The sequence below is a fragment of the Gelidibacter pelagius genome (assembly GCF_017581925.1).
Classification (GTDB): domain Bacteria; phylum Bacteroidota; class Bacteroidia; order Flavobacteriales; family Flavobacteriaceae; genus Gelidibacter; species Gelidibacter pelagius.
The window spans coordinates 1-19,745 of record NZ_JAGEVG010000033.1 but is presented as its reverse complement, the minus strand read 5'-3'; the positions used below and the strand labels follow the sequence as shown (position 1 = coordinate 19,745).

The following is a 19,745-nucleotide window of genomic DNA, read 5'->3' as shown; positions in this document are numbered from 1 at the left end:
GATAAAATATTATGCGATGTATGAATCGAGGAAAGATCGCATAAATGCTATGGAAACAATCTATTTTAACATCTCTTAAGTTGACGCCTATGCGCCCAAATGCGGGATTAGTTCAACTAGCTATTTTGCCTGCACACTTCGTGCTTGATGAATCGATTAAGAGCAATGGTTCTCAAGTTTGAATATCAGATCCCGCCCAAATGCGGGATTAGTTCAACCAACTATTTTGTCTTCACACTTCGTGCTTGATGAATCGATTAGGAGCAATGGTTCTCAAGTTTGAATATGAGATCCCGCCCAAATGCGGGATTAGTTCAACCAACTATTTTGTCTTCACACTTCGTGCTTGACAAAATAGGGTTTCACTAACAAAAAAGTTAATTTTACATTATGGAAAATGAAATTATCAACAGAGTAGCCAATAGTAAATTGGTAGTTGTAAACTTAGAGGATTATTATCCAAAGGGTCAGCGTACCGTTTTTGATATCAAGAATTGGTTGTTTCAGGAATTAGTACTTCGTGAAAAGGATTTTAGAGCGCATGTCAGTGAACATGATTGGTCGCAGTATCAAGACCATTATGTGGCTTTGACCTGTACTTCAGATGCTATTGTACCGGCATGGGCTTTTATGTTGCTGACCATACATCTACAACCCTATGCCAAAACAATCGTTGTGGGTAGTTTGGAACAACTTGAAACGTCAATATATCAAGAGGTCATCCAAAATATAGAGACCGATGCGTTTGTAGATCAACCGCTCATCATTAAAGGGTGCACAAATAAACCTGTTCCTGCCAATGCGTATATCATGCTGTCACAAAAATTAAAACCTTTGGCAAGATCTATTATGTATGGAGAAGCTTGTTCTTCAGTGCCTTTATACAAAAGAAAATAATTATCGACTTGAAGAAAGATTGATTTAATCGTATCTTTGCACGTTTTTAAAATTAATCTAAAGAATTTAAAACCGTAAATTATGAAAAACAAAGTAATTTTAAGTTTCGTCTTAATATTGACCATGTCTTTTGGTTTTGCACAAACTAAAGAAGAGTTACAAGCTCAAAAGTCAGAGAAACAAGCCGTGGCTGATGCAGCACAAGCTGAGGCAAATGCGATCCAAGCACAAATAGATGCACTTCCTGGCTGGAAAAAAGGGGCATTTGGAGTTATTGGTGGAAGTTTATCAAACTTCAACAATTGGTATGCTCAAGGAGCGCCTAACAATAGTTCTGGAAACATTGGGATTAACTTTAATGCTTACGCCAATAAATTGGAAGACAAGTATTTTTGGAGAAACTCTTTAACGGTTAACTTGGCTTGGGTCAAATTGGATGATAAAGATGATCCAAATGATAACGACAGTTTCAAACCAACTACAGACGTGTTTAATATTTCGTCATTATACGGACAAAAATTAAGCGATAAATGGGCTGCTTCAGCATTGGGTGAATATAGAACCACTATTTTAAACAACTTTAATGATCCTGGATATTTGGATGTGGGTGTAGGTTTTACGTGGACCCCGCTTGATAATTTGATTGTTGTGATCCATCCATTGAACTACAACTTCGTATTTGCAGATAATGATGCAGTATTTGAATCATCTTTAGGTGCTAAAGTTATGGCAGACTATACCAGAAAAATTGGAGCAATTGATTTTAAATCTAACCTATCTGCGTTTTTCAGTTATAAAGGATCTGATTTGTCCAATTGGACATGGACCAACAATTTCAGCTATACGCTTTGGAAAAATATTGGTGTAGGTTTTGACTTTGCCTTAAGAAGCAATAAGCAAGAAGCATTAAACTACGCACTTGGTCAGTATACAGGACCAGTTGGAAGTGAGCCGACTTTTGGCAATGTTGATAATGATTTGCAATCCTATTATACAATTGGTTTGACTTATAAATTTTAGGAGAAAATCTGAAGTTATATAAAAAATGCTACCTGTTTTAGGTAGCATTTTTTGTATAAAATATAATGGGACTACTCTTCTTCCTCGACATAATCAGGATAAAGGAAATCGTTGTATGGAAAACGGGTGACGTGAATATTTCTCACCTCATCATAGACACGTTTTTTAAAACTTTCTAAATTCTTTTTGTTCAGGGCTGAGATAAAAATGGCGTCATCCCCAATTTTGTTCATCCAAGTCTTTTTCCATTCTTCTAATGTATAGTTGTCCTTGGTTTTAACGGCTATTAAATCGTCTTTGTCAAAAGGTACTGGTTCATAGGCATCAATTTTATTGAAGACCATGATGGTGGGTTTATGTCCACTGTCTATTTCGTTCAATATTTTACGTACGGAGGCTATTTGCTCTTCAAAGTTATGGTGCGAAATATCTACAACGTGTAGTAATAGATCTGCTTCCCTAACCTCGTCCAGAGTGCTTTTAAAGGATTCAACGAGTTGTGTCGGCAATTTTCTGATAAATCCAACCGTATCACTTACCAAAAATGGCAGATTGCCAATCACCACTTTTCTTACTGTGGTATCAAGGGTAGCAAACAATTTGTCCTCAACAAAAACCTCACTATTGCTAATGACATTCATTAAGGTAGATTTACCAACGTTGGTATAGCCCACTAAAGCGACCCGAACCAAGTGCCCTCTATTGCCGCGCTGAACTGCCTGTTGTTTGTCAATGACTTTGAGTTTATCCTTTAATAGGTTAATGCGATCTCTAACAATACGACGGTCAGTTTCAATTTCTCGCTCTCCTGGACCACGCATCCCAATACCTCCTCGCTGACGTTCCAAGTGAGTCCACATTCCTTTTAATCGTGGCAGTAAATATTCGCATTGCGCCAATTCAACTTGTGTTCTTGCGTAACTCGTTTGTGCGCGCTGGGCGAAAATATCAAGGATAAGGTTCGTTCTGTCCAATACCTTGCAATCTAAAATCTTACTTATATTTCGTTCTTGGGCGGCCGATAATTCATCGTCAAAAATGGCAGTATCAATTTCGTTTTCTTTGATAAAAGTCAAAACATCTTGCAATTTTCCTGTCCCGATAAACGTCTTGGGATGAGGTGCTTCCATTTTCTGAGTGAAACGTTTAACAGCCTCACCGCCTGCTGTAAAGGTTAAGAATTCCAACTCATCTAAATATTCTCTAGCTTGTAATTCATCTTGGTCCTTGGTTATGACCCCAATTAAAACGGCTCTTTCTAATTTAATATCTGTTTTTTCTAGCATAAATGTATTTAAAACACAAAGTTACATAATTGATTGGCTATCATTTAGTATTTTTAAAACTTAAATTCATAAAGTGAGCCTTCAAACCCCCAACTCTGAGACTTATACCATTGCATTCTATAATACTGAAAACTTATTCGATTATATAGATGATCCATTGATCAATGATATCGATTTTTTAGAAACATCAAATAAAAACTGGAATAAAGAGCGATATCATAATAAAATTTTTAAGACGGGGATGACCATTTCTAAAATAGGGTTTGATGATCTTCAAAAGCCACCAACATTAATTGGTTTGGCTGAAGTGGAAAACGATAGGGTCTTGAATGCATTGGTAAAAAGCGCCCATCTAAAAGACTACAATTATGGTTTTGTGCGTTACGACTCGCCAGACGAGAGGGGCATTGATGTCGCTTTATTATATGATACCGACAGCTTTACTCTTGAACACTCTGAGAATATTGCGCTTGATGTTAAAAGTGAGCTCGGCATCAGAGATTATACCAGGGATATTCTTAAGGTAAGTGGTTATTTGAATGGTGAAAAAATCCATCTTCTTATTAATCATTGGCCGTCACGTCACGAAAGGTCGGATACCACTGGACATAAACGGATGTATGCAGCACACAAGGTTGTTGCACTTATTGATGCCATTCTACAGGATGATGCTGAGGCAAAGGTGATTATTATGGGCGATTTTAATGATAACCCAAGGAATGAAAGTATCCAATATTTAAAAAATACAAAATCACTTTTCAATCCTATGGAAAAGCTTATGTCTTACACCAGGGGAAGCGCCAATCATAATTCAAAATGGATTTTATTTGATCAAATTTTGATGACTAAGAATTTTTTGGAACCAAAAGCGGAAGGACTAAAATTTTTAAAAGCGGATATTTTTGATGAAAAATTCTTAACACATTATGATGGTAAATATAAAGGTCAGCCTTTTAGAACTTACGTTGGAAAAAAATATAAGGGTGGCTTTAGTGACCATTTTCCAGTGTATATTCAGTTGAGAAAGAAAGTGCTATAATTGTGCATTTTTCTTAAAAATAACTGAGGTTAACTCTGCATAAGCGTAAATTCCCATTCAGGATTTTGCAAAGATTTGAAGTAAAGCCTATTTATAATTTTACCTTCAAAAAACTTTTAGAAACAGCATCGCCAAAAACACGGCCACAACAGGAATTAGCCACAGCGTAAAAATGCCATAATTCGATTTCTTCTTTTGATTGGCATTCATGATTTTTCGTTTTTTGCCGCTATATTGGATCCAGTTTATAAAGTATAGAAGCAATGAAGCCAAGACAAACAGTACCCAGGCTTTTGTGGCCGACATGGTTGCCACGTGCATTTGGTTGAAGAGCTCCGCAAAGAACACACCTAAAACAAGCAAAAACGAGGCTTGTACAATGGTAATGTAGACGATAGCAATGGTATTGGCCTTTTTCTTATAAGTTCCATTTTTATAATGGTTAAAACTATTGAAAAATAGTTGGTCAAATAGGGTCATAAAAAGTTGGTGTCATTAAGATTTAATCCTTTTCAAAAATATAAATATCATCAATTAAGTAAGCACCTGACAATGATGTTGTTCTTCCGTTGCCCTTCACTTTAAAGGCAATGTACAAAATTCCTTCATAAGACGAGAGATCAATTAAACCAGAATCCACGAATTCATTCGATGGTGTGCTTTGTGATGGTAAAGACGCGTCTAAGAGTTGCCATGTAGCGGACAGAACATTCGTACCGTCAAAATCAGTGGAAATCATAACTTCCAAAGTGTTGCTGGCAGATCTGACCTCGTTTTGGGCAGCTTTAAAGTTGAGGTAGGTATAAGCTTGTGAATCTTTATTAATTCCAGGTGTAATCAGCCATCCAATATTAGAAGCATTTCCGGACCCAAGAGGGTTAAATTCGGCATATCCGTTACCATCAGAGCTGCGCTCTTTCCACTTCACTTTTCCAGCTTGGGCAAAATTAGTCCATCCTTCAAAATCTAAATCGGTATCGTCATCGGCCGATTCAAAATCTTCTTTGAATACTATGTCAAAATCCTCAATGTTCAATGGTGTGCATCTACTTTCGGTCATGGTCACACCACTCAAATCATTCAATGCTAAGACTATCGCGCTACCGTCAAATGTTTTTGTAATGACTCCCGTAATTGTCCCGTTTCCAAAAGGAAGCAATGCATCCTTAAAAGAAGCGAAAGAACTCGTTTCCAAAGAAAAATTGGTATAACCAATGTCATTTGTGCAAGCTTGCATTTCTCTGAGCGTATCAAAATCCTGAACGGGATCAAAATAGCGTTTACCTTCTAAATTATCAGCGAATTCCACATTATTGAATTGTACATAAAGCCCCAAATGACTAGTATTAACTTCTGAAAAATTAAGTTGTAATGGTGTCAGTTCTAAGGTGTTTTGTGAACGAAATAGATGCTCTGCACGTTGGTTTTCGGTCAAACGTTGGACGGTAGTTCCATATTGATCTGTGGCTGTTTCACCACCAATGGCAACAACCCCATTGCCAACGCGTTCCTCTCCTATATAAAGGCCCTTTAATTTGATGTAAATCTCTCTTCCGAAATTATATTGGTTATAAGTCTCCACTTGATTGAGGATTAATTTGATGCCAGCTGTAGGGTTTTCTGGCGCATTTTGAAGAAATACTTCTTTAAAGAAGTTACCTTCTTTATCCGAAGAACTGACGTAGCCTTTGATATAAACATCGGTTTCAATTAATACGGGCTTTCTATAATTATTGGCATATTCCAATTTCAATTCTACCATTGAAACTTCAATGGCGCCACTTGACAAAAGTGCTTCCAAACCTTTGTTTTCTTCAATGCCCAGATCATTGGGAACCTTAAAATCATCGTCTTGTACACAAGAGCACAGTATGACGCTCATCGCAATCATGATGGAAATCGTTAAAATTCTATTTGTCTTAAACATAATCTTTTTGTTTTTTCTGTTCATTTTTAGAATCGGACGTGAACGTTCAAAAAGTATGTCGTTCCACGTCCATACCAATATTTTGATCCAAATACCGGAATCTCATTGCTGGCGTCTTTTTTTAGCACCCTATAATTAGCATTTCTACCTTGCTCAAAGCCTCCGGTTTTGTGCGCTACATCCAGAATATTGTTAATACTGGCAAAGAATCCCACAAAATAACTGTTGATCCGCCATGATTTTCCGCCCACGAGGTTGACAATCATATACTCATCAAATTTCTCTTGTTTCAAAAGCTCTCGTGCCACCTCAGGGTCATAATCGTTAAACGGCAAGCCATCAGCATCAGTATAAAAATTGCGTGTTCTAATTAGCGGACTGATATCGACGTACGCCTTATCAAAAAAGTTTGCAGTTGCGCCAAACCACCAATAATCTGGATCGCGATATTCAAAACCTAAGGAATATGCGATTTGCGGTCCACCGGCAAGTTTATAGTTTTTAAGATTAGCCTTTCCAAAATCAATCCCGTTAGGGTTTGTGAAGCTTGAAGAAGTCAAATATAAATTTGGATTGTTGGCGTAGGTAAATTGGCCGAAAGAAGCGACACCTTTTAGTTTTATGGATGGGGTCACTTGTGATTCAATGCCAAATTCTCCACCAAAATGTCTTTTGTCAATACCTTGTGAGATTTCTTGGACAAATGCTGAAGTTTGGTTTTCTGAGATTTCAAAACTGCTCAGGCCATCAGCGTAGTAAAAAGAGATTTTATTGGCATCTTCAATTTTCGAGTAATAGCCAGTCAATTTTGCCTTTACAATTGAAGATCGGAAGATATAACTAGCATCCACAGAAGTGATTTTTTCTTCAGTAATGTTTTTTACGACGTTGTGATTTTCTCTAGCGTTGGAATACGTATTTCTAAGCGTCGGTGCTTTTGAAAGATATCCCAGATTTAAATCCAATACGTGTTTTCCAGTAATTTTATAGGTCAATCCAGCTTTTGCTCCCAAACCTGTAAAGCTGAGTTTTTCACCTTTTCCGAGAGAATTATTCGCATAAATTTCATGTTGATAAAGTCCTTTACGCTGGTAGGTTGTATTGGAAACTCTTAATGCGGCAAAATAATCGACTCTTTTGTATTTGAATTGGGCTTGGGCAAATCCGGAAATCACATTCGCAAACAGATTGTAATTGTATCTAAACCGATCGCCTTCACCAACAATTCTATTTGGATTTTGTAAATCGTATTGAATATTGTCAAAAGAATCGACATTCAATACACCGGATGCCCCTAATAAATCTTTGACCTCGGCAAAATTTTCAGATTTTAAATGGCGATAATTGATGGTGCCATTTAAGGTGATATGGTCAGTTATATCAGAAGTAAGGATGGAGTTTAAAGTGAATTGAGTGTCATCATTTCTGTCCTCATATAGAGAATACGCTGCGTTTAAACCACTGCCATGATTGGTGATATTGGCATCATAAATTCGGTTCCAATCTATTTGGCCGTCTTTTAAAAAAGCTTGCTCCAATTGATAGGCCTTGGCATAATCGGGTCCATTTTTATCGGCTAAAGCATAACTCGGAAGTTTTTGATAATAGGAAGGACTTGGGTTGGCACCACCAGGATAGTCCAGTCTACTGTTTCCTATTTTACCAAATTGGTAGGCAAGATTAGTATTAATTGTGATCCTATTGCTGATATCCCAATAGTGATTCAACATGACGATTGGTTCACTAACTTCTTTGATACGAGAGTTGCGTTTTTCGCCATTTTGATAACCCCAATATTCGTTGTATTTAGTACCTTTTAAATCATAAACCTCCTGGGTATTTGGAGATGATTTTCCGCGTCGATTGGGCGCATAAAAAGAGGTGAAGTTGAAGCTATGTTTTTCATTTATTTTCTTCTCAATAGAAACAAAAACTGAATTGGCATCATATAATGTAGCGTCCTGATATCCTTCTTCTCCCCAGCGCCTCCCAATAGCAGCAGAAGCCGACCAACCGCCTTGCATAAGTCCGGTAGCATAACTTGCAATAACACGTTGGGTATAACTTCTGTCAGATGATGAGTAGGTTATGCGGCCGCCTTTTCTGTATTCAGATGCTCTGGTAGTGATGTGGGTTGATCCTAAGGCGCCACCAAACGTATAATTTGATGGCGATAGGTTTGGTGACAGCTCTTGATTTCTCAACACGTCATTTAAGCCGCCCCAGTTGCTCCATTCTGGTCGTCCATGATACAACTTATTCATTTCAATACCATTGATCAATACAGAGCTGTTTTCCGAATCGAGACCTCTTAGTTTAAAGAACGACGAGCTAAACTCGAACGCGACAGTACGTTGAAAAACATCTTGAGAAGATTGTAAAAGTCCTGAAATATTATCTGCGCCGCCTGTACTGTCATCGTTCAATTCGTCATCTGATAGAGTTATGGTGTATAGGTCAACGGAATCGGCAACATTAATATCGAGCATCATATCTCTGATGTCCAAGGTATGCCCTTCGTTCACGATGATCGGGAAGCGCTTTGTGATATATCCTGCTTTTTCAACCTTGAGTATTTGTTCTCCAAGTGGAACATTAGAAGTGAAGCTGAATTCACCTTCGGCATCTGTGTTTGCCGTTTGAGAGGTTTCTTCAATGGTGATGATGACATTGGGAATAGGAACATGAGTGGTGCCATCAATAACACTTCCTTTTACCGTAGTTTCTTGCGCAGCGGCTATAAATACAGAGAAAATTCCAAATAATAAAATTGAACTTTTTTTCATAAGAACATTTTTTTATTACCACCAGTGGGATTTTAGCACCCCGAGGTTCTTGATTTTAGTCTTGAAAACCTATCTGCTATACTGCATCTGTATTTGGTACAAAATATTTTTATTAGAATAGCAAAAAACTAAGTTTGACCTGATCCTGATTAAGATTATATCATTTTTCTTTACTGTCTAAGTATTAGGCATTTAAGATAGTCAAAATATGTTATGTTTATAATAAAGTTTTACATTTGGGATAATCTTTAGTGGCATTTTAAAAAGGTGTAAAAGATGAAGTTTAGAAAATTGGTATTGACATTGATTTTTTTAGTGTGTGTTACTAATCTTTGGTCTCAAGAGGTCAAAAAATTTAAGATCCATACTATTGCCTTTTATAATTTGGAGAATTTATTTGACACGATTAATGATCCTACCAAGTTTGATGAGGCAAGTCCCATTATGGAAATGAACACGGGTAGGTCAGAAGTGTACAAAAAGAAAGTACACAATATGGCGCGTGTGATTGTGGATATTGGTACTGATGGAGCAGGCAATGCTCCGGCGATTTTGGGCGTTGCCGAAATTGAGAACCGAGATGTCCTGGTTGATGTGGTGAATGACCCGCTACTATTGGGATTTGACTATGGGATTATTCATTACGAATCTCCCGACAAACGTGGCATTGACGTGGGCATGATTTATCAGAAGGCAATATTTCAACCAATACATACAAGTAGTCATACCTTATATATTTATGACGACATCACCAGAAACCGTGTGTATACGAGAGATCAGCTTTTAGTGAGTGGAAATTTGGAAGGCGACTTGATACACATTATTGTCAACCATTGGCCTTCGCGAAGTGGAGGAGAAGAACGGAGCAGAAGCAAGCGTGTTGGTGCGGCCAAACTCAATAAACGGATAATCGATTCTTTGCAGATTATTGATCCGTATGCTAAAATTATTATAATGGGCGATTTGAATGACGACCCCATCAACGTCAGTGTTAAGGACATTTTAAAAGCAAAAGCAGAAAAAAACGAGGTCGAATTAAAGGGCATTTACAATCCTTATGAAAGTTTTTACAAAAGTGGACTGGGTACGAATGCTTGGCGGGATGCCTGGAGTTTGTTTGATCAAATTATGATGACACAACCGTTATTGGAAAAGGATTATTCTTCCTTCAGATTTTATAAAGCCTTTATCTACAACAAAAATTACTTGACCACAAAGCGTGGTCGTTGGAAAGGCTATCCTTTTAGAAGTTTTGCCGATGGTGGTTTTACAGGAGGCTTTAGTGACCACTTTCCGGTATATATTTACTTGATTAAGGAAGTTGATTAAACCTTGATTAATTTTAGTTGAGTTTTTCGAAAAAAAACGTTTTACTCTTAAAGAGTTGAGAAACCCAGAGGGGCGACATCTTGACAATCGTAAACATTTATGAGCTAAGTATTGATAACTTCTCAAATCCAATCTGATCGTAGAATATAAAAAAGCCACCTTCAAAAAAGTGGCTTTTAAAATAATATATGTTAATCGGTTTACAAATCAAACTTAATCCCTTGTGCTAATGGCAATTCATCAGAATAGTTAATGGTATTCGTCTGACGGCGCATATAGACTTTCCATGCATCAGATCCAGACTCGCGTCCACCACCTGTTTCTTTTTCACCTCCAAAAGCACCACCAATTTCAGCACCTGATGTTCCGATGTTGACGTTCGCAATTCCACAATCTGAACCTAAATAAGACAAGAATTTTTCTGCTTCTTTTAATTCGTTGGTCATAATAGCAGAAGATAACCCTTGAACCACGCCATTTTGTTGTTCAATCGCATTTTCAACACTACCAGAGTACTTCATTAAATATAAAATAGGGGCGAAAGTTTCGTGTTGTACAATTTCAAAATGATTCTCAGCTTCAATAATTGCCGGCTTCACGTAGCAGCCACTTTCATAACCTTCACCTTCTAATACGCCACCTTCAACCAGGACTTTACCACCTTCAGATTTTGCTTTTTCTATAGCGGCCAAATAAGTTTTTACAGAATCTTTATCTATTACTGGTCCAACATGATTGTTTTCATCCAACGGATTACCAATCACAATTTGTCCATAAGCACCAACAATGGCGTCTCTGACTTTATCGTAAACCGATTCATGAATAATTAAACGGCGTGTTGAGGTACAGCGTTGTCCTGCAGTACCCACAGCACCAAAAACAGCACCAGGAACCACAACTTTTAAATCGGCAGTTGGAGTAATAATAATAGCATTGTTACCTCCTAATTCCAACAGAGATTTACCAAAACGTTCCGCAACGGTCGTACCCACTATGCGTCCCATTCGTGTTGAGCCGGTTGCAGAAACTAAAGCAATTTTAGGATCTTTAGTCATAAACTCTCCAACTTTATAGTCGCCATTGATGATACATGAAATTCCTTCAGGTAAGTTATTGTCTTTTAAAACACCTGCAATTATATTTTGACATGCTATAGAGCATAAAGGTGTTTTTTCTGAACCTTTCCACACACAAACATCTCCACAAACCCAAGCAAGTGCTGTATTCCAAGCCCAAACGGCAACCGGAAAATTGAAAGCAGAGATAATGCCAACAACACCAATAGGATGCCATTGCTCTCTCATAACGTGACCTGGACGCTCAGAAGGAATAGTTTTACCGTTCAATTGGCGTGACAATCCAACTGCAAAATCACAGATGTCAATCATTTCTTGAACTTCGCCGTAACCTTCCTGTAAAGATTTGCCCATTTCATAAGACACGAGCTTCCCAAGTGGTTCTTTTAATTCTCTCAATTTATTACCAAACTGACGTACAATTTCGCCACGTTGAGGTGCTGGTATATCTCTCCAAGCTTTAAAAGCTGAAGTTGAGGCCTCCATAACCTTTTCATAATCTTCTTTGCTGGTGGTTTTAACTTTACCAATCAGTTTTCCATCTACTGGAGAGTAGCTTTCTATAATCTCGCCGTTAGAAAAATTATTCGAGCCTGTTGACGTGCCCTCATTTATATCTTTAACGCCTAATTCCTTTAGGGCTTTTTCAATTCCAAAATCTGTAGCAACTGCTTGCATATATGTGTTTTTTTATTAATTAATGATTCTTGCGAAGATAACAATAAAATGTCGCTTTTTGAAGCCTGAGCTTCTTAAAAAAATGCTAACTTTAAGGCTGATTTTCAATTTGAATCCTATGAAAAACCTGATTTATTTTCCTCTTTTGATGCTTTTGTTTTTAAACTGTAAAGACGATCAAAAAGCTTCTGCTCCAGAGCATCAAACAAAAACCGAGTCGCCACCTTCCAAGGATGTCAATTCTAAAAAAGCCAACGAGTTTGCCATTGTCATCCATGGAGGTGCCGGAACTATTTTGAGAGAAAATATGTCCGCAGAGGATGAAGCTGCCTATAATGCGAAGTTGGAGGAAGCTATTAGAGTTGGCTATGACATTCTAAAAAACGGTGGCTCAAGTTTGGATGCGGTTGAGAAGACCATCAACGTTTTAGAAAATTCGCCGTTGTTCAATGCAGGAAAAGGTGCCGTATTTACAAACGCGGGCATTAATGAACTTGACGCTTCCATCATGGACGGCAGAAACTTGGATGCTGGAGCTTCTGCGGGTACAAAAACGGTAAAAAATCCTATCAACTTAGCACGAGCAGTAATGGAGAAATCACCTCATGTGATGTTATCTGGAGAGGGTGCTGAGCAGTTCGCAAAAGAACAAGGGTTGGAAATTGTTGATCCGTCTTATTTTTATACCGAAGCACGTTTCAAAGCATTAGAAAGAGTAAAAGCTTCTGAAGAAAACGAAACAGCCAGAGATAAATCGGCGTTTTATGACCCCACAATTAAAGATTCAAAATTTGGAACTGTGGGCTGTGTGGCATTGGATAAAAGCGGGAATCTCGCTGCAGGAACATCAACTGGAGGTATGACCAACAAACGTTGGGGACGGATTGGCGATGCGCCGATCATCGGTGCTGGGACTTATGCAAATAACGCCACCTGCGCTGTAAGCAGTACCGGTTGGGGCGAATATTTTATACGTGCTATGGTAGCTCATGATATTTCAGCATTGATGGACTATAAAGGCATGAGTTTACAGGAAGCCGCCAAAGAAGTCATTCAGAAAAAAGTACCAGATCTGGGTGGTGATGGGGGTATTGTTGCAGTAGATAAAGATGGAAATATGGTGATGGAATTCAATACTGAAGGCATGTACAGAGCGTCTATGGATGCTTCTGGAAACCTAACCATTGGAATTTACAAAGACTAATTTTTAGAATTAGTTCTATATTTACACCTGCCTTAATCTACATAATTTCCATTTAAAACCATGAATTGTATGTCCTTTAAAAATTTTATTACATGTGTCTTTGCACTACTTCTCGTGGTTTCTTGTAAAAAAGATGGCACTCCAAATGAAGAAACCGATAACCTTTTCAAGTTCCGTGATTATATCAGTTACACCACTGCTGGTCGTGTATCTATTGCCGATCCTATCATTATCAATCTGACCAAAGATGTGGAAGGCTGGACTATTGGACAGGAAATTTCCGATAAGATTGTCACCATCAAACCTCATATCCAAGGAAAATTATTGGTAGAAAATGCACACGCTTTGGTTTTTAAACCAGACGAAACGCTTCAACCGGATACGGAGTATAGTGTGACGGTTAAGCTGGACAAGATTTATAAAAATCAACCCAAAGATTTTGGCGCCTACACGTTTCAATTCAAAACAATTGCACCAAACTTTAATGTCGTCACAAATAACTTACAGTCTTATAGCAAAAACTGGCAGTATTTGGAAGCGGCTTTAAAATCGGCAGATTTTATTGATATCAAAGATGCCAAACAACTTGTGGAAGCTTGGCAAAATGGTAAGAAACTCAAGTTGCAATGGAATGAGTCCATTGAAAAATCCAAAGTTTTTGAATTCAAAATTGACAGTATCAACCGACTTATTGAAGATAGCGAGATTTTGGTCAAATGGAATGGAAAAGCAATTAAGGCAGATAATTCGGGAGAGAATAAATTCAGTATTCCAGGCATCAATAATTTTACCATTGTTAATGTTGAGGTAGTTCAAACACCAGAACAGTACTTATCGCTTAATTTTTCTGATCCTTTAAAAAAGCAACAAAACTTTGATGGTTTGGTCACCATTCAGAATTCCAAAAACCCTAAATTTATTGTGGATGGCAACGTATTGAAAGTGTATCCAAGCTCAAAATTGGTGGGTGATATTTTGGTAGATGTTTTTCAGGGTATTTCTAATACAGATGGTTTCAAACTAAAAAAACAATTCTCAGAAACCATTTCTTTTGAAGAATTAAAACCACAGGTGCGCTTAATTAGCAACGGAACAATTCTACCTAATTCCAACGAATTAAAATTCAATTTTGAAGCTGTCAATTTAAAGGCGGTTGATGTACGCATCATCAAAATATTTGAAGATAATGTGCTGCAGTTTCTTCAGGATAACCAATTGCAAAGCAACAATCAATCGGCAATAAAGCGCGTGGGAAGACGGATTGCCAAACAATCTATCACCCTACAAAATGATGCGGTTGAAAATGACGGCAAGTGGAAAGCCTATAGTATTGATCTTTCTAAATTTTTCAATGCCGATCCTGGTGCAATTTATCGTGTCGAATTGAGCATCAAAAAGGAATATTCCATGTTTAATTGTGATAATTATGCCAACGTTGAAAATTCAGACGCCGATTATTATGACGACTATTACTACGATGATTATTATTACGAAGACAATTACAATGTGAGCAGCACTGAAGATGAGGATCTTCGCGAAGAGGAGTATTGGGATAATTTAATCTATAGTTACCGGAACACCAACTACAATTGGAATGAGCGTAACAATCCATGTCACGAGGCGTACTACAATGAGAATCGTATCGTTTCGCAAAACTTACTCGCGTCCAATTTGGGCGTTATCGCAAAACAAGGCGCGAACAACACCTATTCTTTTGCGGTCACCAATATTTTGGACACCAATCCAGAAGCTGGCGCCATGGTGCGCTTGTACAATTTCCAACAACAGGAAGTTGGAAGAGCCACTACCGACAGCGAAGGTTTGACCACATTCAAGACGAATAAATATGCAAGTTTCGCCATTGTAACCAAAGGGAAAAATACCACTTATATTAAGTTGGTTGATGGCAACTCGTTGTCATTAAGCAAGTTTGATGTATCTGGAAACAGCTTACAACGTGGACTTAAAGGCTATATCTATGGCGAACGTGGCGTTTGGCGTCCTGGAGATTCATTGTTTTTAACCTTTATGTTGAACGATAACGACAACAAATTGCCAAAAGGACATCCGGTTAGAATGGAAATCACCGACCCCAGTGGTAAACTGATTTATAAGAATATCAATACAGAAAACATCAATAATTTCTACCGATTTACCGTGCCAACCCACAGTGAGGATAAAACGGGAAATTATAGTGCCAAGGTGTCGGTAGGTGGCGCTTCGTTTTATAAGAGTTTGCGTGTAGAAACAGTAAAACCCAACCGACTAAAAATTAAAATAGATTTTGAAGATGAAGTGCTTTCGAGCAACGCACCTCTAAATGGCACTTTGGATGTCAAATGGTTGCATGGCGCACCTGCAAAGAATTTAAAAGCGGAGATAAAAGCCAAATTCAGTACCTCTTACGAAGGCTTTAAAAATTATAAGGATTATGAATTTGTTGATCCTACTCGTTCATTTTCTTCGGAGGAGATGAATGTTTTTGAAGGGAATTTGAATGAAGACGGCATCGCAAAAGTCAATAAATCTTTGAATGTTGGCAAAAATGCTCCAGGATTATTGAACGTTCAATTTTTGGTCAGGGCTTTTGAAAATGGCGGCGATTTCTCGTTGGATGCCTTTACAAAAACCTATGCACCTTACAATTCTTTTGTCGGATTGAAATCCCCAGAAGGGAATCGCTACGGATCATTCTTTACGGATGAAAACCAAACTTTTGACATTGTTACTGTGGATGCAAAAGGCAATCCCGTAAAACGCGAAAATCTCGAAGTTAAAGTCTATAAAATCGAATGGCGTTGGTGGTGGAACTCTTCTTATGATAATCTATCCAGTTATGTGTCCAGCAATTACCATCGCTCTTATTTGGATAAAAAAGTGACTACCGATGCTAACGGGAAAGGGAAATTCACCTTAAACATTCCAGAAAATGAACGCGGACGGTATTTGATCAGGATTACAGATCCAGAAAGTGGTCATGCTACGGGAAGAACGGCATATTTCTACAAGAACTGGTACCAAAATTCGCCGGATACAGATAAAGAAGCGGCAAAAATGTTGGTCTTTGCGGCGGATAAAGAAAATTATAATGTTGGGGAAACCGCTAAGATTACATTCCCTTCAGGAACGCAAGGCAGAGCACTTGTCAGTATTGAAAATGGATCAGAAGTGTTGTCCTATAAATGGGTAGTGACTACGCAAGGTGAAACAACGGTCAATATTCCGATCACTCCTGAAATGGCGCCTAATGTCTTTGTCAATATCTCGTTATTGCAACCACATGCTACCACAGCTAATGATTTACCAATTCGTTTATTCGGTGTGATTCCAATAATGGTTGAAAACCCAGCCACCATATTGTACCCAGAAATCAAGATGCCAGATGTGCTTCAGCCAGAACAAGAGTTTGAAGTGGTGGTCAACGAAAAGAATAAGAAATCAATGACCTACACCATCGCTATTGTAGAAGAAGGTCTTTTGGATCTCACCCGATTTAAAACACCAAATGCCTGGGATGAGTTTTTTGCGCGCGAAGCCTTGGGCGTAAAAACCTGGGATGTTTTTGATGATGTCATTGGAGCTTACAGCGGTAGCATTGATCAAGTGTTTGCCATTGGTGGGGATGCCAATGCCGCCGCCGGAAAAAATAAAAAAGCCAACCGATTTAAACCGGTGGTTACCTATTTAGGACCTTTCACCTTAGGTTCAGGCGAAAAGAAATCGCATAAAATAAAAATGCCAAACTATATTGGTGCAGTTCGGGCCATGGTCGTTGCGGGCGATGCTAAAACTGAAGCTTATGGCAGTGTTGACAAATCGGTGCAAGTCAAAAAACCATTGATGGTCTTAGCCAGCTTGCCAAGAAAATTGAGTCCTGGAGAAAAAGTAACCTTACCGGTTACGGTATTTGCCATGGAATCTAAAGTGAAAAATGTCAACATTAGTTTAAAACTCAGTGATGGTATTTCAGTGGTTGGAGACAAATCCAAAACGCTCACTTTTGCAAGGCCGGATGAGCAAATGGCATATTTTGAATTGGATGTCAGTAAGGCAAAAGGTTTCAATACGATTGAAGTGATTGCAAGTGGCAATGGCGAAAAATCAACTTACAAGGTTGAAATTGATGTTTACAATCCTAATCCAATTACTTCAAAATCATTGGATGAAACTCTTGAAGCCAATGCTGCTAAAACAATGGATTTCTCAACCTTTGGTGAAATGGGAACTAATAGTGCAACCGTTGAATTCTCAACTTTGCCACCTATGGATTTCTCAAGGCGTTTACAGTTTTTGGTTCAATATCCGCATGGCTGTTTGGAGCAAACCACTTCTGGAGTCTTTCCACAATTATATTTGACCGATATCTTCGATTTGACCGCTCAGAAAAAACAGGAAATCCAACAGAATATTGAAAACGGGATTAAGCGTTTGGGTAATTTCCAATTGGCATCGGGAGGCATGAGTTATTGGATGGGAGAAAACACCGCGAATGATTGGAGCACAACCTATACAGGGCATTTTATGTTGGAAGCTGAGAAAAAAGGTTTTGTGTTGCCATTGACGTTTAAGAGCAATTGGTTGCGCTACCAAAAACAGGCAGCAAGTGATTGGCGTCCAAGTTATCGAACAGCAAATACTGATTTAGCCCAGGCTTATCGCCTATACACATTGGCATTAGCGGGAAGTGCAGATTTGGCAGCCATGAACCGTTTGCGTGAGTTTAGCGAAATTTCCAATGAAGCCAAATGGCGATTGGCTGCAGCCTATGCTTTGGCAGGCCAAAAGGAAGCGAGCGATAAGATTGCGAGTACGGCAAATATCAACTTCTTGCCTCCAAAATATAATTATTATACCTACGGTTCTGTAGATAGAAATAGAGCAATGGCTTTGGAAACAATGGTGTTGACCAAAAATCCTAAAATGCGCGAATTGGCGGAGGATCTCGCCAAAGATCTTTCCAGTAATCGATGGATGAGCACGCAAACCACAGCCTATAGCTTATTGGCGATGGCAAAAATGGTGGAAGCAAACGGAGGGAAAGCATTAAAAGTGGAATATACGCTGAATGGCAAATCTGAAACGATCGATACCAAGAGTGCCATTGCACAACGCGAATTGACGGTTAAAGAGGGCAGCAATACCTTCAGTTTTAAAAATAACCAAGCCAATGTGGTCTATGTTCGCGTCCTGAATTCTGGCAAATTACCGCTCGGCGAGGAAATTTCGGAACAACGCGGGTTAAGTGTTTCCGTGGTCTATAAGGATTTAAATGGTAATGTTATAGACATTGGAAAATTAAACCAAGGTCAGGATTTCGTGGCTGTGGTTAAGGTGAGCAATCTTAAAAATCAAGATGTAAATGATGTGGCATTGACCCAGATCTTTCCATCGGGATGGGAAATTGTCAATACACGTTTTACCGATTTTGGAGATACGACCACAAGTCAAGCAAGATATACAGATATCCGGGATGATCGGGTAAACTTTTATTTCGACTTGCCAAAACGTGGTAAATACGACACCAAAACATTTACCGTCATGCTGAACGCATCTTATTTAGGAACTTATTATTTACCTGGTGTTCAAGCTGAAGCCATGTATGATAATGAGTTTTTGGTAAGAAGTAAAGGAAGGTGGATTGAAGTAAGCCAGTAAAATTCCTGCGAAGGCAGGAATCTCAGGGTTTTTAAGACCGAAAAATCGATACTGACTTAACCACCTCGACTTCATCCCGATTCTCGTGATGAAGCCACTCCTCCTTTTAAGGAGGAGAAGTTTAGATTATGATTAGATTTGAAATTGCGCATACGTTTTTAAATAATGCTGAATCAAAAAAACTCCTTCCTTTTTAAGGGAAGAGCTTGTCCCGATTTTTTTCGGGATGGCCTAAAGCTCAGAATAGAGCTTTAGGCCGGAAGGGTTTTTTATAAAAAACAGAAGATTTTAAACTCTATTGAATTAATCATAAAAGCTCTAATTTTAATATTTAAGCTGTAATAAAATAAAACCAAACAAATAGTAACCATTAAAAAGTAAGAGACATGTCAGAACAAGTTCAATTAGTACCTAACAATTCTTTAATCACAAAAACACCAGAGGAAGGCAGACAATTAGCCGTAAAAATGGCAAGACTTATCATAAAAGTAACGCAGCCAGATGCTACGGTGAGAGAAAAACTTCGTCCCGTATATGCTGAAGATGCAGCAATGCTAATTGCAGTAGGACAGACAGTTGCTACAGAATTTGCGACTATTGCGGCCGCTAATAATTATTGGAGATGAGTTTGTTAAAAGATAATTTGAACTTTTAACAACCACCTCGTCTTCATCCCGATTCTCGTGATGAATCCACTTCTCCTTTAAAAGGAGGAGAAGTTTAGATTATGATTAGATTTGAAATTAGGCGTAGATTTTTAAATAATGCTGAATCAAAAACTTCCTTCCCTTTTTAAGGGAAGAGCTTGTCCCGATTTTTTTCGGGATGGCTTTAAGCTCCGGAGAGAG

12 protein-coding genes are annotated in these 19,745 nt (G+C 38.3%); 7 read left to right on the top strand and 5 right to left on the bottom strand.

Going from position 1 to position 19,745, the window contains the following annotated elements; genetic code table 11:
• Positions 1–390 precede the first annotated feature (390 nt).
• Positions 391–897 carry a DUF2480 family protein gene (locus tag J4051_RS18280; RefSeq protein WP_208235329.1) on the top strand — a complete coding sequence of 169 codons (507 nt, stop codon included), beginning with the start codon at positions 391–393 and terminating at the stop codon, positions 895–897.
• 81 nt (positions 898–978) lie between these two features.
• Positions 979–1,917 (top strand): DUF3078 domain-containing protein, encoded by a 939-nt coding sequence (locus tag J4051_RS18275; protein ID WP_208235328.1) that lies wholly within the window; start codon positions 979–981, stop codon positions 1,915–1,917.
• Between the two features lie 71 nt (positions 1,918–1,988).
• On the opposite strand, the gene hflX is transcribed toward J4051_RS18275, so the two are convergent.
• The gene (gene hflX, locus J4051_RS18270) at positions 1,989–3,203 is read right to left on the bottom strand and encodes a GTPase HflX (RefSeq protein WP_208235327.1); all 1,215 of its coding nucleotides are present in this window, start codon (positions 3,201–3,203) and stop codon (positions 1,989–1,991) included.
• A gap of 73 nt (positions 3,204–3,276) precedes the next feature.
• On the opposite strand from hflX, the gene J4051_RS18265 reads away from it, so the two are divergent.
• A complete protein-coding gene (locus tag J4051_RS18265) occupies positions 3,277–4,242 on the top strand; it encodes an endonuclease/exonuclease/phosphatase family protein (RefSeq protein WP_208235326.1) in 966 nt (321 codons plus the stop codon).
• Positions 4,243–4,347: 105 nt separating this feature from the next.
• On the opposite strand, the gene J4051_RS18260 is transcribed toward J4051_RS18265, so the two are convergent.
• From J4051_RS18260 to J4051_RS18250, 3 genes are read right to left on the bottom strand one after another with little or no spacing between them, the layout of a single operon-like run.
• A complete protein-coding gene (locus J4051_RS18260) occupies positions 4,348–4,722 on the bottom strand; it encodes a hypothetical protein (RefSeq protein ID WP_208235325.1) in 375 nt (124 codons plus the stop codon).
• A gap of 22 nt (positions 4,723–4,744) precedes the next feature.
• Positions 4,745–6,169, bottom strand: coding sequence for a DUF5689 domain-containing protein (locus tag J4051_RS18255; RefSeq protein ID WP_208235324.1), 1,425 nt, complete (start codon positions 6,167–6,169; stop codon positions 4,745–4,747).
• 26 nt (positions 6,170–6,195) lie between these two features.
• On the bottom strand, positions 6,196–8,955 hold the full coding sequence (locus tag J4051_RS18250) for a TonB-dependent receptor (RefSeq protein WP_208235323.1): 2,760 nt from the start codon (positions 8,953–8,955) through the stop codon (positions 6,196–6,198).
• A 276-nt stretch (positions 8,956–9,231) separates the two neighbouring features.
• Between J4051_RS18250 and J4051_RS18245 the strand changes: the two genes are divergently transcribed.
• Positions 9,232–10,284: an endonuclease/exonuclease/phosphatase family protein gene (locus tag J4051_RS18245; protein WP_208235322.1), complete on the top strand. Its 1,053-nt coding sequence runs from the start codon at positions 9,232–9,234 to the stop codon at positions 10,282–10,284.
• Between the two features lie 200 nt (positions 10,285–10,484).
• Here J4051_RS18245 and amaB read toward each other — a convergent pair whose 3' ends face one another.
• The gene (amaB, locus tag J4051_RS18240) at positions 10,485–12,038 is read right to left on the bottom strand and encodes an L-piperidine-6-carboxylate dehydrogenase (protein ID WP_208235321.1); all 1,554 of its coding nucleotides are present in this window, start codon (positions 12,036–12,038) and stop codon (positions 10,485–10,487) included.
• A gap of 118 nt (positions 12,039–12,156) precedes the next feature.
• On the opposite strand from amaB, the gene J4051_RS18235 reads away from it, so the two are divergent.
• The 3 genes from J4051_RS18235 (at position 12,157) to J4051_RS18225 (ending at position 19,523) form a co-directional block, all read left to right on the top strand.
• Positions 12,157–13,242 (top strand): isoaspartyl peptidase/L-asparaginase family protein, encoded by a 1,086-nt coding sequence (locus J4051_RS18235; RefSeq protein WP_208235320.1) that lies wholly within the window; start codon positions 12,157–12,159, stop codon positions 13,240–13,242.
• 69 nt (positions 13,243–13,311) lie between these two features.
• Positions 13,312–18,897, top strand: a complete 5,586-nt coding sequence (locus J4051_RS18230) for an alpha-2-macroglobulin family protein (protein WP_208235319.1) — start codon at positions 13,312–13,314, stop codon at positions 18,895–18,897.
• A 386-nt stretch (positions 18,898–19,283) separates the two neighbouring features.
• Entirely contained in the window at positions 19,284–19,523 is a 240-nt protein-coding gene (locus J4051_RS18225; RefSeq protein WP_208235318.1) for a hexameric tyrosine-coordinated heme protein, read from the top strand.
• Positions 19,524–19,745 lie beyond the last annotated feature (222 nt).

Excerpts from the sequence above, each read along its gene's own strand:
- J4051_RS18280 (WP_208235329.1), top strand. The coding sequence starts at position 391 with ATGGAAAATGAAATTATCAACAGAGTAGCCAATAGTAAATTGGTAGTT.
- J4051_RS18275 (WP_208235328.1), top strand. The coding sequence starts at position 979 with ATGAAAAACAAAGTAATTTTAAGTTTCGTCTTAATATTGACCATGTCT.
- hflX (WP_208235327.1), bottom strand. The coding sequence starts at position 3,203 with ATGCTAGAAAAAACAGATATTAAATTAGAAAGAGCCGTTTTAATTGGG.
- J4051_RS18260 (WP_208235325.1), bottom strand. The coding sequence starts at position 4,722 with ATGACCCTATTTGACCAACTATTTTTCAATAGTTTTAACCATTATAAA.
- J4051_RS18255 (WP_208235324.1), bottom strand. The coding sequence starts at position 6,169 with ATGTTTAAGACAAATAGAATTTTAACGATTTCCATCATGATTGCGATG.
- J4051_RS18250 (WP_208235323.1), bottom strand. The coding sequence starts at position 8,955 with ATGAAAAAAAGTTCAATTTTATTATTTGGAATTTTCTCTGTATTTATA.
- J4051_RS18245 (WP_208235322.1), top strand. The coding sequence starts at position 9,232 with ATGAAGTTTAGAAAATTGGTATTGACATTGATTTTTTTAGTGTGTGTT.
- amaB (WP_208235321.1), bottom strand. The coding sequence starts at position 12,038 with ATGCAAGCAGTTGCTACAGATTTTGGAATTGAAAAAGCCCTAAAGGAA.
- J4051_RS18235 (WP_208235320.1), top strand. The coding sequence starts at position 12,157 with ATGAAAAACCTGATTTATTTTCCTCTTTTGATGCTTTTGTTTTTAAAC.
- J4051_RS18230 (WP_208235319.1), top strand. The coding sequence starts at position 13,312 with ATGTCCTTTAAAAATTTTATTACATGTGTCTTTGCACTACTTCTCGTG.
- J4051_RS18225 (WP_208235318.1), top strand. The coding sequence starts at position 19,284 with ATGTCAGAACAAGTTCAATTAGTACCTAACAATTCTTTAATCACAAAA.